The sequence below is a fragment of the Hymenobacter glaciei genome (assembly GCF_039539585.1).
In the GTDB taxonomy this organism is placed as follows: Bacteria; Bacteroidota; Bacteroidia; order Cytophagales; family Hymenobacteraceae; genus Hymenobacter; species Hymenobacter glaciei.
Genome location: NZ_BAABDK010000003.1, coordinates 39051 through 52601, shown reverse-complemented (window position 1 = coordinate 52601; position 13551 = coordinate 39051). Strand labels below are relative to the sequence as shown.

Genomic DNA, 13551 nt, shown 5'->3' with positions numbered 1-13551 from the left:
GCACCCCGCAACATCATTTCGCCCGCATGAACGGATGACGTTCTGACGAGCCGAAATGATGTTGCGGGGTACTCAGGCGGTATATACCTGCAGAATTAGGCTAGCACCGGCACGTCAAGCATTTCGTCGTCTCTGCGCTCATTGCGGCGCACCACGTACACCACGGCACCTACCAGCACCAGCAAGAGCACAATGCTGGCGGCCAGCGACACGCCATTGCCTACGGCATAAGCCTTGGGCTCGAACTTAAACTCGATGGTGTGCGTGCCGGCCGGCACCGGCATAGCCCGCAGCACGTAGTTGACGCGGAAATGCGGCACGGGTTTGCCATCGAGGTAGGCCTGCCAGCCGTCGGCGTAGTAGATTTCAGAAAATACCACCGTGCCGTCGTGGGCAGCATTGACGCTGTACTTCAACGCATCGGGGCTGTAAGCAGACAGGTTGATTGTGGAACCGGCAATGTCGTAGGTAGCGGCCTTTTGCTGCGGGAATTTGCTGGCGTCTACTACGGCTTCGGTGGCGGGGCTCAGGGTGCTCAGGGCAGCCATTTCGGCGTCGGGGTTGGCCACGGTTTTCAGGCTGCTCACGAACCAGGCATTGCCCAGGGCGCCAGGGTTGCGCTGTAACGGCTGCTTGGCATCGCCGGTGATGAGGTAGCGCATGTTCAGCATGTTGAGCACCTGCTGGTTGCCCGTGCTAATCTGACGCTCAATCAAATCCTGGTAGCGGCGCAGCTTAGCACCGTGGTAGCCCCCAATGCTCTTGTGGAAGAACGAAGTCTGGGCCTCGTTGAAGGGGTTTTGCATGTTCAGCACGCGGTAGCTCAACTCCTTGTCTTGCAGAATCATCTGGTCGGCGGGGCTGGGCTGGAACTCTTCGGCAATGGTCTGGCTCTGGAACTTGTTCTCGCCCAGGTAGCGCTTATCCACGCCCCACAAATCAACCAGCACCAGCAGCACCATGATGGCCGCGGCCACCACCATTTTCAGTTGGCCTTTCAAGTGGAAATAGAGCACGCCCAGCGCCGCCCCAATAAAGAGCAGCCCGCGCCACACGTCGTTACGAAGCAGGTCGGCGCGGTCGGCGCGCAGGGCACTCAGCAACTCCGGAGTGAAGCCTTGCTTGGTCAGCTCACCGTCGATGGGCGCGGCAAAATCAAAGCTGAAGCTGGCCAGGTAAGCCAGCCCGCACAGGCCGGCCGTGATGGCGCCAGCGTACAGCACCTTGGGCAGCAGTGCCGAAGCGTCGGCGGGCAGGGGGGCTTTGGTGCCGGGCAGCGTGGGGGCTGCATCCGGACGGGGCCGCAGCACCCGGCTCAGGGCCAGCGCTCCGAGGATGGGCATGGCCAGCTGCGCAATAACGAGGGCCATGCTCACGGCGCGGAACTTGTTGTAGCCCGGCAGCAGGTCAAAAATCAGGTAGTTGAAGGTTTCAAAATTCTTGCCCCAGGCCAGCAGAATGCTCAGCACCGTGCCAGCCAACAGCCAGTAGCGCGTGCGCTTTTCTACCACAAACAGGCCCAGAATGAACAGGAAGCACACTACCGCGCCCATATACACCGGGCCAGCCGTGTAGCTCTGTTGCCCCCAATAAGTGGGCATGCTGGCCAGGTATTCCTGCGGTAAGCCGGCCTTGGCTAAGTTTGAGCTGCCGCCCAGGGGCATGGAGCTGGCGCCGCCGTAGAAGTTGGGAATCAGCAGCGTGATGGTTTCGCCTACGCCGTAGCTGTACTGAAAGGCATAGTCGCGGTCGACGCCCGTGCCCTCATCTTCCGCTTTAGGGGCTGGCGCTTGGCCGGGCGCAGTAGGCACGGCCGACTTCAGCTCGCTCGGGCCACGGTTGCTGTATTTGCTGTACTCGGCGGTGGTGTAGAGGCGGCCGAAGCTCACGCCCACGGCCAGGACCGCGCCTAACCCCAACAGAGCAGTGCGCTTAGCAAACTCGGGCAGGCGGCCGGCACGAGCAGCAGCTACCAACTCTATTACTACAAAAATGGCGGCCAGCAACAGCAGGTAATAGGTAATTTGCAGGTGGTTGACGTGGATATTCAGGGTGAGGCCCACGGCGAAAAGCACCCCACCGAGCCACTTGTCGCGCCGGTAGGCTACGAGCAGGCCACCGAGCACCAACGGCGCGTAGGCCAGGGCAATGCTCTTGGTGTTGTGGCCAGCCGCCAGAATGGCGAGGTTGTAGCTCGAAAAGCCCAGCGCAATGGCTCCGGCTACGGCAATAAGCGGCCGTAGCCCAAGGGCCACCAGCAGGATGTAGCCACACAGCAGCGCCAGAAACAGGTTGGCCACCACGGCCGGCAGGCCCAGCGTGAGGCCCTTTTGCAGGTAGCCCGACCAGTCGCCCGGGAAGTGCAGGCTGATGAGGTAGGTGGGCATGCCCGAGAACATGGAGTTCGTCCAGAGGGCCTCTTTGCCCATTACGGCCGCGTATTGCTGGGCCTCGTGCGCACCGCCCTGAAACTGGGTGATGTCGTGCTGGGCCAGCGTTTTGCCATCGAACACGATGGGCGAAAAATACAGGCAGGCCAGCAGCACGAAAAACAGTACCGCCAGCACGTGCGGCACGGCCCGTTGCCATAGCGGCGCGGGCGAAACAGAAGCAACAGGAACAACAGCAGCCATCGGGGCAATTCGGGGGAAAATGAAAATGGCCCCGAAGGTACAGTAGAACCGCGCGAAGCCCACCCGCGCAAGGTTTCGCGAAGTGAAAAGGGGTTTCGCAAGGTCGGCGTTCTGCCTATCCTTGCGAAACCCCTTTTCACTTCGCGAAACCTTGCGCGCTATTTCACCTCTTCGAAGTCAACGTACTCTCCTCCCTTAAAGCCGCTGGGCTGGTCGCGCTCCGGTGGTGTGGGCGGCACAAAATCCACGCGCACTTCGCCGGGCTGGGTAGCGTAGCGGTCACTAGTCGGCGGGGCCTGGGGCGGCACCACGAACCCACCGTTGCGCATCTGCTTGCGCACAAAGCTGCCCAGAGCCAGCCGCAGCACGATGGGCAACAGGTAGCGAACCGCGAAAAAAATCAGAATGAAGATGAGCCAGAATTTCATACAGTCATAAACAGTAATGCCGCCACAAAGTACGGTCAGCGCCTGCTGACGCTGAAGTGACGCAATTGCTTTACGAGGGCCCGGCGCTTCCGCATTGCCCGAGCTACCGTTCCGGCTACCAGCCCGCCCACAGTGTACCACGCCACCGTCATCGCTTGCGTTTGAGGAGTGCGGTTGGTGGGCGCAGTACCCAGCCCCATTGGGCCGGGTAGTAGCACGCCACCCACACCAGCCAAGGAACCCAGCGCCAGGCCGCGGGCCAATGCATGCCAGCCGCTGCCCACCAGTGCGTAGTAGAGCCCATTGCTGAGAACATCTCCCGCCATGGTGAGGTCAAAAAGGGTGTCACCATCGGGCTTTCGCACATCGGCTTTGCCCAGCAGTTTGCGCAGGCCACGCATGCCCAGCAGGTCCATACGGGGTGCGTCTTGGGGGCGCAGGCGGCGGACAGTTTCGTGGAGCGCAGTAAGGGCGACGGCTCCGGCAAAGCCCGCGACTAGGGAAGGAAGCAACTTCATAGCAAAAGGCAGAACTGGTTGAAATGCTTTTTAAAACGCGGATGCCTTGGCGTGGTTGCCAAATTTTCTGCGGGTGCCGTTGTGTCGCTTCCAACGCGGTGCCTATCTTTGCAGCCCCTTCTAAAATTGTTGGTTGGGCACAAGCCGATTTAGCTCAGTTGGTAGAGCAGCTCATTCGTAATGAGCAGGTCGTTGGTTCGAGTCCAATAATCGGCTCCCGAAAAAGGCCCGAATCCGATATCCTGGCAATGCCGGGTGTTGGATTCGGGCCTTTTTTTGGAATGAAAGCCACTTATGGGCAGAATTTTCTGGACGTTGTCAGCTAATGCAGGCTCAACATGGAAGCTACCGAACATGCCATCAGTACTCGATGCATCCGAATTATACGTTGGCAGCACCAGCATCCTACTATGAGGGGAATACGGGGATGACAACTGAAGAACTTAAAAAATCTGGGTTCAGGTATTTTTTTAAGTTAAATTTGTCTTCATATTGCTGCTGTATATCAAGTACATCGAGAGTTGCTTTAGGAGGCTGTCAACGCCATTTCGTTCTATGAAATATTTGGTTAATCTCGCTTGGATACTCATTCTGCTCGGCTTAGCACTTACCACCGCAGGGTGGGCACTGAAGCTGCATGGACATCAGCAGGCCGATACTTTGCTTATGGCAGGAAACGGATTGGTGTTGCTATTTGGAGCCATGGCTTTGTGGAAGCTGGTCCGGCGGCTGGATGTTGGCCTGCGTGGTCCACTAGGCGTTATTGCAGCGGGGTTGCTGATTTCACTACTAGCAACTTCCAGCCTAGTTGCCAGTGCCGCACTAGAACTGGCCTTGTTGGGCGGCTCCCTGGCTACCGGAGGCACAGTCTGGCTGCTGTTCCGGCTCAACCGTACCCTGGACCGCCCTTTGGGCACCAAGCAGCAGAAATACTCGGCTTAAGCAACCACGCTGCCTACTTGTGATGTTGAGGCAACTGTCCGGTTGAAGGACGCTACCACCCCAGCTACCTCAGCTAGAAATTCCGGCTCTGCTTCAATATGGTTGCCTACAACCACTACATCGGCCCCAGCGGCTAGGGCAGCATATACTTTCTCGCCGGAGTTCAACCCCCCCCCCACAATGATGGGTGTGCTCACGGCCTCCCGCACAGCCGCAATCATGGCCGCTGATACCGGGTTTTGAGCCCCACTACCCCCATCGAGGTACATTAGCTTCAGACCCAATTGCTCACCAGCCAAGGCAGTACAGGCTGCAATGCCGGGCTTGTTGTGCGGCAGGGGCGTGGTGCCACTCATATAAGAAGCGGTGGTTTGCCGACCCGAATCGACGAGCATGTAGCCAGTGGGCAGCAGCTGCAGGCCGCTGGCCCGCAGGCGCGGCGCAGCTACCACGTGCTGGCCGATAAGAAAATCGGGGTTGCGCCCCGAGATGAGCGAAAGCAGCAGCAAGCCATCAGCCGGGCCATCGAGGTGCATGCTGTGGCTGGGGAAAAGCAATACCGGCACGTCGGAGTGCGCCTTAATTAATGTGATAAGGGCAGCTTGGTGCTCGCTTAGCACCAAGCTGCCCCCCACAAAATAGTAGTCGACCGGGTGCGCCTCGCTCAGGGCGAGCAGGTGCAACAGGCTGGCTTCATCCAGGTTGTCAGGGTCGAGAAGTACAGCCAGTGCCTTGCGGCCATGCACCCGACGGGTTAGCAGCGCATCATACAGACTGGGGTGATTTGGACGCATCCGGGGAAGCAGAAGGAGCAGACGAAGCAACGGGCGACGGGGCTGGTTCAGCCTTGGTCACGTCGGAGGAGTCCGCAAGGTCGGCATTTTTGTCGGCTGGGAAAAACTCACCCGCCTTTTTTGTCACGGCAGCCAGCGCTAAAGCACCCGCCTGAGCCACCAGTACCTTGCCAGTATCTGACTGCAAAAACTGCTGCAACACCGAACCGACCACGCGGGCCATCGAGTTGCGAGGGGCTGCGGCCATGGCAGGCGTAGGTACACCTTTATCGGCCGGCGCATTTTTATCGAAGGACTTCGAAGCAGGCAGGCGACGGCTGTCGTCGTAAGGCAAATCCTGGAAAGGGTCTTCGTCGGTGCTCGCTGGCTTGGACTGCGCGGGTTTAGCAGAGGCGGGCTTTTCGGCCGCTTTGGGTGCGGGAGCTGGGGCACTGGGCTGGGCAGCCGGCGCAGTAGCCGCTGGACCCGACGCCGAATTAGATAGCGCGCCCACCGGCTGGGCTGCTATGGGGGCCGATTGCGTCCCAGGATTCGAACGGCCTACGCCACCGCCAAACTCGTGGTCGCCATCGTCGAAATGGTCGATGAAGACCATGGCCGAGGCGGCCGCTGACTTCCACTTGTTTTTGGCCGGAGCTTTCTCCTTGCTTCGGCCTTTGCCATCGGGGTGAGCCTCGGCGCGGTGCTTTTTGCTGCCGAAAGCTTTGCTAATGAGCCACACAGTGCCGGCCAGCCCGGCACCTACCAGCGCCACTTTGCCTACCGTAGCCGACTGCTCCTTGATGTGCGCGACATCGCCGCGCAGGGCCCGCTCGTACTCGAGCTTTTTACGCTCCAGAAATTCTTTTTCTTCGTCGAAGATGGGGTTTTGCAACTCACTCATGGCAAGGGTACTTAGGCTTGACGTTTGTCGGATTTATAGATAGTGTCCTTGAGCGCCTTGTTGGCGATGCCCTGGAAAGCGGCTTTGTCGACACCTATCAGCACCAGCACCAGCAGCACCAGGTAAATCCCGGCTACAATGCCAAAGCCCCAGTACGCGCTGTCGAGGGCCGAATTGAGGGCCAGGCCCGCGAAGATGCTAACGAAAATAATAAACAGCAGACCCAGCATAGCCAGAGCCGCGCCGTGGATGGTGCTCACCATCACGGAGGAGGCTTTCTGCTGGAGCTCGAGGCGCACAATGTCGATGCGGGTGTCGAGGTAACCGGTCAGGTTGCCAATCAGGCTGTCATTACGGGGCGTTTTGGAAGGGTCGTCGTCGGAGAACATACGGCGCGAAATAGAAGTGGCAAGAAAGAATAGGCGGTGCGGTAGCTGCTGGCGCAAGGCGCCAGCGCATAGCCGCTTGTGCCGGGTTTACGGAAAATTGCGCCGCGTGGCTGACTTTTGTGCAGTCGTTCGTGTTTGCAGCCCAGCGTGAGTCAGAATCATTATCAAATCCTGGGCGTGGCCGCCACTGCTTCGGCGGCTGACATCAAGCGGGCCTACCGCCGCCTGGTGGTGCAGTACCACCCCGATAAACACGGCGGCGATATTCGCTACGAAGAGCAGTTCAAGGCCGTAGCGGTAGCTTATGGTATTTTGGGCGACCCGGGCAAGCGGGCCACCTACGATTTCCAGCTGGCCCAGGCTGTCCGCCGCCTCGACGAGGAGCGACGCCGCCAACAGTACCGGCCGGCCAGCCAGCACGTGTACGGGGTACCTATGCCGCCACCCGCCCCGTTGCGCACCCGCCCGCCCGCCGGCAGCCGCGAGCGCCACTACCAGCGCATCCCCAAGCAGCAGCCCCGCTTTAATGGGCGCGATTGGCTGCTCACGCTGCTTTTTATTGGCGGCATCGTGCTGCTTGCCCTAGCCGTGAAGGTGACGATGGACCGAGTGTCGGCCACCAGCAACTACGAAAACGGCGTGCGTGCCTACGCCAGTGGCAACCTTGGGGCAGCCTACAGCTTTCTGGAAGAAACCCTGCATTTTCGGCCGGACTATGCGCCAGCCTTGCGCCGCCACGGCGAACTGGAGCTATTGTTACAGGACGCCCCCCACGCCGCCCGGGCTGATTTCAAGGCTGCCCTGCAAACGCCTGACCTTTCGCCCCGGGACAAGGCAGCTACCTACTACTACCTGGGTCGTAGCGAAGCCAAGTTGTCTCAGCCCGAAGCAGCTGAACAAAGCTTCACCTTTTCTTTAAAGCTCGATAGCACCTGCAGCGCCGCCCACCTGGCCCGCGGCGAAGTGCGCCTACTCGACCTGCAGCAAGCGGCGCAGGCCGAAGCCGATTTTACGGCCGGATTGGCCCAGCGGCGGCGCGCGGGGCAGGCGATGCCGTGGCACTTTGTGCAGCTGCGCGGCCTAGCCCGTACCGCTTTGCAGCGCTACGACGAGGCCCGTAACGATTATTTTGAAGTCATTCGGGCAAATCCGACCGATGGGCGCACTCATTTCCTGCTCGGTAAGCTGGCCGCTCATACCGGCGACTCGGCGGCGGCGTGCGAGTTCTACCGCCGCGCCGTGGGCCTGGGCTATGAGTATGCGCAGGCGGCAGAGAAAGGGTGCAAATAGCCTGCTGTCGTTGCGGGCGGGAAGGCTTCCTTTGCTAAAACAGTTTTTGCGCTCGATTTTATGTTGCTAGCTCTTCCCTTTTTGCTGCTATTGTCGTGCCTGGCTCCTGCCAACGATTACCAGGCGGTGATAGTGAATGCGACAACCAGCCGCCCACTGGCGGGAGTTAGCATCGTTGACCTCCAAAACCAGGCGGGTTCTGTTACAGACGCGCAAGGGCGGTTCGGGTTGGCTGGCCCCGTTGCGCATTTCCGCCTGCACAGCCTCGGCTTTGCCGACCTGGAAGCCACTCGTGCAGCGCTGCTACCGGGTCAGGTTGATACGCTCCGCCTGCTGCCCGATGCCATTTTGCTAGCGGAGGTAAGCGTGCGCCCAGCCAAGCCAGTCGAGCTTTCCAGCATCGGGACCAAGGCGGGCAAGCCACATGGCTCTGTCATCGTGCCGGGTGCGCAGTACGGCATCTTATTCCAGCCCGCAGCCAATATGCTCCCGGCGGTGGTGCAGCAAATAAATGTGCGGTTCCACCCTGGGCACTGCGCTATTGGCCGCGTGCGGGTGCGGTTGGTAGCCCCCGAGCGGCATTCGCTGATGACGCCCAGCGCCCATGATCTGGTACCCATTGCCGCTACCTACACGGCTGCCGAGCTGGCCGCTCTGCCCAACCACCTGCTTACCATCGACCTGTCGGCGTACAACATTCGGCTGCCGGCCACGGGCTTCTATGTGCTGCTAGAAGGCCTGGCCACCGTTGCCGGAGAAACGTACGTAACCGATAAGCTCGTGAGCAGCAAAGGCACGCTCACGGCCGTCGTCGTAACGGCTTCGGACCCTACAAACCCCGCCACTTTTCGCGAAACTCCGGCCTTTGATTATCCGGCCGTTTCCTGGACGTCATCCCTCACCGAGGTAGAAACCGTGACGCGCCTGGGAGCCAATAAGTCGTGGACCATCAAGCACCAGGAACGCAGTTCTCCAAAGACAGACAACGTGGATATTTCCCTTTCTATTTTGGCGGAATAACATCGCCTGTTGCGAAGGCTGGCAGTTCTACACGGTTTTTTGAATTAGCCACGTTGTCCTCTAGTAGCCGTGCTCCCCTGCGTTGCGCTTGCCGTAACAGGCCTTCTGCAAACGCAAACAACCGCCGCCGGCACGGGGCCGACGGCGGTTGCCGAAGTTGCTTGCAGCAGCTCAGAAAGCTTACATGGGCAGCAACACGGTGTTCACTACGTGAATCACGCCGTTGCTCTGCATCACGTTGGCGATGGTAACCATCGACACGCCGCCTTTTTCGTCTTTCAGCTCGATGCTTTTGCCTTTCATCATGGCCGTCAGGGTGCCACCGCTTACGGTTTTGAGGGTTGCCTTGCCTTTACCAGCTTTAATAGCCTTCATCAGGTCAGCCGAAGTCATGCGGCCGGCTACGACGTGGTAGGTCAGGATTTTGGTGAGGGTAGCCTTGTTCTCGGGCTTCACCAGGGTTTCTACGGTGCCAGCGGGCAGCTTGCCGAAAGCTTCGTTGGTAGGAGCAAATACGGTGAAGGGACCAGCGCTTTGCAGCGTTTCAACCAGGCCAGCGGCTTTCACAGCGGCTACCAGGGTGGTGTGGTCTTTCGAGTTAACGGCGTTTTCCACGATGTTTTTCGTGGGGTACATGGGGGCGCCGCCTACCATAACGGTTTTAGCTTTTTGGGCCGAAACGGTGGTAGTTGCACCAAAGCTGAACAAGGCAACGAGAGCGAGGGAAAACAGGGACTTTTTCATCTTTATAGATAAATGCTTGGATGTTTTGAATGATGACCCACCTACGCCCCGACTTGTGTGAGCGGATTGCCCCGGCAGTAATATTTATTTGAGGGCGCCTGTCGGCCGGGGCTTGGTCATAAGCATCATCGCCTGTCATCCTGAGCCCAGCGAAGGACCTTTTCACCGCCGCACACTTTGCAGCTATCACGCGGCGGAGCTGTGATAAGGTCCTTCGCTGGGCTCAGGATGACAGTTGGCTTCAAACATTTTCCTTTTCCGATTCTTGCTGCTGCATGAGAACACCTACCCTGCTGCTCTTCTTCCTATTCTTCGCCACCCTGGCCGGGGCCCAAAACCCCGGCACGCTGGCCGGCACTGTGCGCGACCGCGCCACCCAAGAAGTACTGCCCGGCGTGAGCGTGACGTTGGACGGCACTTCCTTCGGCACCGCGACCGATGCCGAGGGGCGCTACCGCCTCGCGGGCGTACCAGCTGGGGCCTATAACCTGCGCGCCGGTTTCGTGGGCTACGACGCCCTGCTGCGGGCCGATGTTGCCATCAGCAGCGGCAACGTGAACACGCTCAACCTCGAAATCAACAAAAGCCCGCAGGCACTAGGCGAGGTAACCGTGACGGCCAACCGCGCCATTCGGGTGGCCACGGCCGAAACGCCGCTGAGCGTGCAGCGCCTCACCACCGAAGAAATCAAAAGCAACCCGGGCGGCAACTTCGACATTTCGCGGGTGGTGCAGAGCCTGCCCGGCGTGGGCGGTGGGGGCTCGGGCGGCACAGCCGGGTTTCGCAACGACATCATCATTCGGGGTGGCGCGCCCAACGAAAACGTGTACTACCTCGACGGCATTGAGGTACCCGTCATCAACCATTTCCCCACCCAGGGCAGCGCGGGCGGACCAGCCGGCATTCTCAATGTGAGCTTTATTGAGGACGTGACGCTGAGCTCGTCGGCTTTTCAGGCGCGGTATGACAATGCGCTGAGCGCGGTGCTGCAGTTCCGGCAGCGCGATGGCAACTCGGAGCGGCTGCAAGGCAACCTGCGCACGTCGGGCACCGAGGTGGCGGCTACACTGGAAGGGCCTCTCGCAAAGAACACGACCTTTCTGGCCTCGGCCCGCCGCTCGTATTTGCAACTGCTCTTCAAGCTGATTGATTTGCCCATTCGGCCCGATTTCTACGACTTTCAGTTTAAGACGACTACGAAGATTTCGCCCAAGACCACGCTTACCACGCTGGGGCTGGGCGCTATCGACCATTTCGAAATTGTACCGCCGAAGAATAGCTCGCCCAGCAAGGAATTCATCCTGCGCAACAACCCCACCATCAACCAGTGGAACTACACCGTGGGCCTGAACCTGCGCCACCTCGTGGACAACGGCTACCTGAACCTAGCTCTGAGCCGCACCCAGCAGTACAGCGCCGCCGACCAGTTCCAGTTCGGCTACACCGGGCAGGAAGCCTACCGCAAGCTGTTCGCCCGCAGCCACGAAACCGAAAACAAGCTGCGCGCCGACGTGAACAAACGCGTGGGCCGCTGGCAGTACAGCTACGGCGTGGTGGGCCAGCTGGTGCACTACGACAACAACCTGCGCAACCGCATTCGGGCCGAAGTGCGCGACGGGACCGGCGCACTGGTAAGCCCGGCCGTAACGGTAAACTTCACCACCGACCTGGACTTTGTGCGCTACGGCCTCTTCGCCCAGGCCACCCGCACCTATGGGGCCGACAGCCGCCTCACGGTGTCGGCTGGCGTGCGGGCCGACGGCACCAGTGCCCTGCTCCAGGGCTACCGGCTCGACCGTACGTTGTCGCCCCGCGCGTCGGTGAGCTACGCCCTGCTGCCGACGCTGAATTTGAACGCCAGCCTCGGCCGCTACTATAAGATTCCGCCGAGCACCATTCTGGGCTACCGTGACGCGGGCGGCCGGCTCGTGAACGAGGGCAGCCGCTACGTTCGGTCCGACCACGCGGTGGCGGGGCTGGAGTGGCTGCCCGGCGCAGGCACCCGCTTCACGCTGGAAGGCTTCTATAAAAAGTACGCCTACTACCCCGTGAGCGCCCGCGACGGCATCAGCCTGGCCAATCTGGGCGGCGACTTCAACGCCATCGGCAACGAGGCCATCACGAGCACCGGCCAGGGCCGCTCCTACGGGGCCGAGGCCTTTTTCCAACAGAAGCTCAGCGGCAAGCTCTTCGCCATTGTGTCGCTCACGGCCTTTCGCTCCGAGTTCAACGGGGCCGATGGCGTGTACCGGCCCACGGCCTGGGACACGCGCTTCCTGGGCTCGGCGCTGCTGGGCTACAAGCTGGGCCGGGGTTGGGAGCTGGGCGCCAAGTACCGTGTGGGCGGCGGCGGCCCCTACACGCCCTACGATGCGGCCGCCAGTCGCGCCAGCTACCAGGCCGTGGGCCAGGGCGTCCTCGACTATGCGCAGCTGAACACGCAACGGCTGAAGCCTTTTCAGCAGCTGGACCTGCGGCTCGACAAGAAAATCAGCTTGCGCCGGCTGAGCTTCGATTTCTACATCGACGTGCAGAATGCACTGTTGGCCAAGCCCGTATCCGTACCCACCTACACCTTCGAGCGCCTGGCCGATAACTCGGCCTACACCACCACCGACGGCCAGCCCCTGCGCCCGGACGGCAGCAACGCCGTGCCGATTTTATTGCCAGACAGCGACGCGCTGGTAGTGCCCACGGTGGGGTTTATTGTGGAGTTTTGAGCTAGCAGCAGGAATTATCAGAATAATGTATGGACGCGACCCCTCGCGTCTCGCGTTTGCGCCGCGCGGCTTTCGTTCACCGCCGAGACGCGAAAGGTCGCGTCTCTACATTGTTCTCTACACCGCTCAAATCATCTCGTTCGGTCGCACGGCTACCGGGCGTTTCCATAGCGATTTATACACCACCAGCGCCACCAACAGGTCCAACAGAATAAGCTACGAACCCTGGGTGCCGAAACCCAGGCCGCTCCTCTCGACGGGCTTGGTAAGCAGGTCGCCAAATGTGGCCCCGAACGGCCGCGTGAGCACAAACGCCAGCCAAAACAACAGCACCCGCGAGATGCTGGTGAAGTAGTACAGCGCCACCACTACGGCCAGCGCACCCCCAATCAGCAGGGCCCCGCCGCCGAAACCCAAGCCCGAATCACCGGCCAGGAAATCGCCCAAGGCCGTGCCCAGCGTGTTCGAAAACAGGATGGCCGCCCAGTAGAACAGCTCGGCCCGGCGCGACTGCACGTCGGTTACAGACAGCGACTTCTAGGGCGGCCACTACGCACCCAGAATAAACAGCAGAATAGCCATTAAAATAGCCGAGGCCGTGGCGTAGCCCAGCCCCAGGGTGCGGTCCATGTAGTCCGATATGGTGGTGCCGGCTGTGCTGGTGGCCAGAATCGCGGCTCAGTACAGCGCCGGAATGTAGCGCCGCACCACCAGCTGCCTGGCCAGCGTAGCCAGGAAAAACCCGATGAGAATCATCGAACTCACGGCGTAGCCCACCTTCATGGTCTGGGCCAGCTGGTCGCCGGCCGTTTCGCCCAGCGTCGTGGCGCAGATTTTCATTATCCAGAACAGCAGGGTGACTTCGGTATTTTTTTTCATAGGAGTCGCTAACGAATTTTGCGCGCCGAACATCGCGCCTGATTCTGAGGAAATCGGGGAGGTCCGGCTCTGGCGCGCGCATCTTGCCCGGCCGCAATCTATCATTCTTCTTCTGCCGTTGCCCGCGAGTAAACATCCAGCAGTGCCAAGCGCGCCACCTACAAAGCCTCACCGGTTCCGAGCCTAATGCTTGGCCTCAAGTCCGTAAAAGTGTGGGTCTGGCTTGCTACCTTAGATGCCCGGGGCCTGGTGCAGCAAACACCAGAAACAGCTCTCGCTAGTTAGCTCAATCACTCGCACTACCACTTTGC

Annotated in this window: 14 protein-coding genes and 1 tRNA gene; 5 read left to right on the top strand and 10 right to left on the bottom strand. The window is 60.3% G+C overall.

From position 1 onward, the window contains the following. Positions 1 to 95: 95 nt before the first annotated feature. From ABD837_RS03160 to ABD837_RS03150, 3 genes are all read right to left on the bottom strand, one after another. The gene (locus ABD837_RS03160) at positions 96 to 2633 is read right to left on the bottom strand and encodes a YfhO family protein (RefSeq protein ID WP_345050181.1); all 2538 of its coding nucleotides are present in this window, start codon (positions 2631 to 2633) and stop codon (positions 96 to 98) included. Between the two features lie 158 nt (positions 2634 to 2791). Further along, positions 2792 to 3061, bottom strand: coding sequence for a DUF4834 family protein (locus ABD837_RS03155; protein ID WP_345050178.1), 270 nt, complete (start codon positions 3059 to 3061; stop codon positions 2792 to 2794). A gap of 35 nt (positions 3062 to 3096) precedes the next feature. Next, on the bottom strand, positions 3097 to 3579 hold the full coding sequence (locus ABD837_RS03150; protein WP_345050176.1) for a hypothetical protein: 483 nt from the start codon (positions 3577 to 3579) through the stop codon (positions 3097 to 3099). Between the two features lie 143 nt (positions 3580 to 3722). Between ABD837_RS03150 and ABD837_RS03145 the strand changes: the two genes are divergently transcribed. Beyond that, positions 3723 to 3795: transfer RNA gene (locus tag ABD837_RS03145), tRNA-Thr, on the top strand. A 339-nt stretch (positions 3796 to 4134) separates the two neighbouring features. Continuing rightward, entirely contained in the window at positions 4135 to 4521 is a 387-nt protein-coding gene (locus ABD837_RS03140; protein ID WP_345050173.1) for a hypothetical protein, read from the top strand. On the opposite strand, the gene ABD837_RS03135 is transcribed toward ABD837_RS03140, so the two are convergent. The 3 genes from ABD837_RS03135 to ABD837_RS03125 are packed head-to-tail and all read right to left on the bottom strand — an operon-like array spanning position 4518 to position 6587. Beyond that, entirely contained in the window at positions 4518 to 5315 is a 798-nt protein-coding gene (locus ABD837_RS03135; RefSeq protein WP_345050171.1) for a geranylgeranylglyceryl/heptaprenylglyceryl phosphate synthase, read from the bottom strand. The two genes, ABD837_RS03140 and ABD837_RS03135, sit on opposite strands and share 4 nt — an antisense overlap. Then, positions 5287 to 6198, bottom strand: a complete 912-nt coding sequence (locus tag ABD837_RS03130) for a hypothetical protein (protein WP_345050168.1) — start codon at positions 6196 to 6198, stop codon at positions 5287 to 5289. Before ABD837_RS03130 ends, ABD837_RS03135 begins: the two co-directional genes overlap by 29 nt. An 11-nt stretch (positions 6199 to 6209) precedes the next feature. After that, positions 6210 to 6587 carry a phage holin family protein gene (locus ABD837_RS03125; protein ID WP_345050166.1) on the bottom strand — a complete coding sequence of 126 codons (378 nt, stop codon included), beginning with the start codon at positions 6585 to 6587 and terminating at the stop codon, positions 6210 to 6212. A gap of 147 nt (positions 6588 to 6734) precedes the next feature. Between ABD837_RS03125 and ABD837_RS03120 the strand changes: the two genes are divergently transcribed. Both ABD837_RS03120 and ABD837_RS03115 read left to right on the top strand, forming a co-directional pair. Then, the gene (locus ABD837_RS03120) at positions 6735 to 7877 is read left to right on the top strand and encodes a DnaJ domain-containing protein (protein ID WP_345050164.1); all 1143 of its coding nucleotides are present in this window, start codon (positions 6735 to 6737) and stop codon (positions 7875 to 7877) included. Between the two features lie 60 nt (positions 7878 to 7937). After that, complete coding sequence (locus tag ABD837_RS03115; protein WP_345050162.1) at positions 7938 to 8897, top strand: peptidase associated/transthyretin-like domain-containing protein; 960 nt, start codon at positions 7938 to 7940, stop codon at positions 8895 to 8897. 180 nt (positions 8898 to 9077) lie between these two features. On the opposite strand, the gene ABD837_RS03110 is transcribed toward ABD837_RS03115, so the two are convergent. Next, positions 9078 to 9641, bottom strand: a complete 564-nt coding sequence (locus ABD837_RS03110; protein ID WP_345050158.1) for a fasciclin domain-containing protein — start codon at positions 9639 to 9641, stop codon at positions 9078 to 9080. 275 nt (positions 9642 to 9916) lie between these two features. Between ABD837_RS03110 and ABD837_RS03105 the strand changes: the two genes are divergently transcribed. Beyond that, positions 9917 to 12361, top strand: a complete 2445-nt coding sequence (locus ABD837_RS03105) for a TonB-dependent receptor (protein ID WP_345050156.1) — start codon at positions 9917 to 9919, stop codon at positions 12359 to 12361. Between the two features lie 216 nt (positions 12362 to 12577). Here the strand turns inward: ABD837_RS03105 and ABD837_RS03100 are convergent, their stop codons facing one another. Genes ABD837_RS03100 through ABD837_RS03090 form a run of 3 tightly spaced genes read right to left on the bottom strand, consistent with a single transcriptional unit; the run spans position 12578 to position 13240 of the window. After that, complete coding sequence (locus ABD837_RS03100) at positions 12578 to 12877, bottom strand: COG4705 family protein (protein ID WP_345050154.1); 300 nt, start codon at positions 12875 to 12877, stop codon at positions 12578 to 12580. 33 nt (positions 12878 to 12910) lie between these two features. After that, complete coding sequence (locus tag ABD837_RS03095) at positions 12911 to 13030, bottom strand: hypothetical protein (RefSeq protein ID WP_345050259.1); 120 nt, start codon at positions 13028 to 13030, stop codon at positions 12911 to 12913. 9 nt (positions 13031 to 13039) lie between these two features. Then, positions 13040 to 13240, bottom strand: a complete 201-nt coding sequence (locus ABD837_RS03090; protein WP_345050152.1) for a COG4705 family protein — start codon at positions 13238 to 13240, stop codon at positions 13040 to 13042. Positions 13241 to 13551 lie beyond the last annotated feature (311 nt).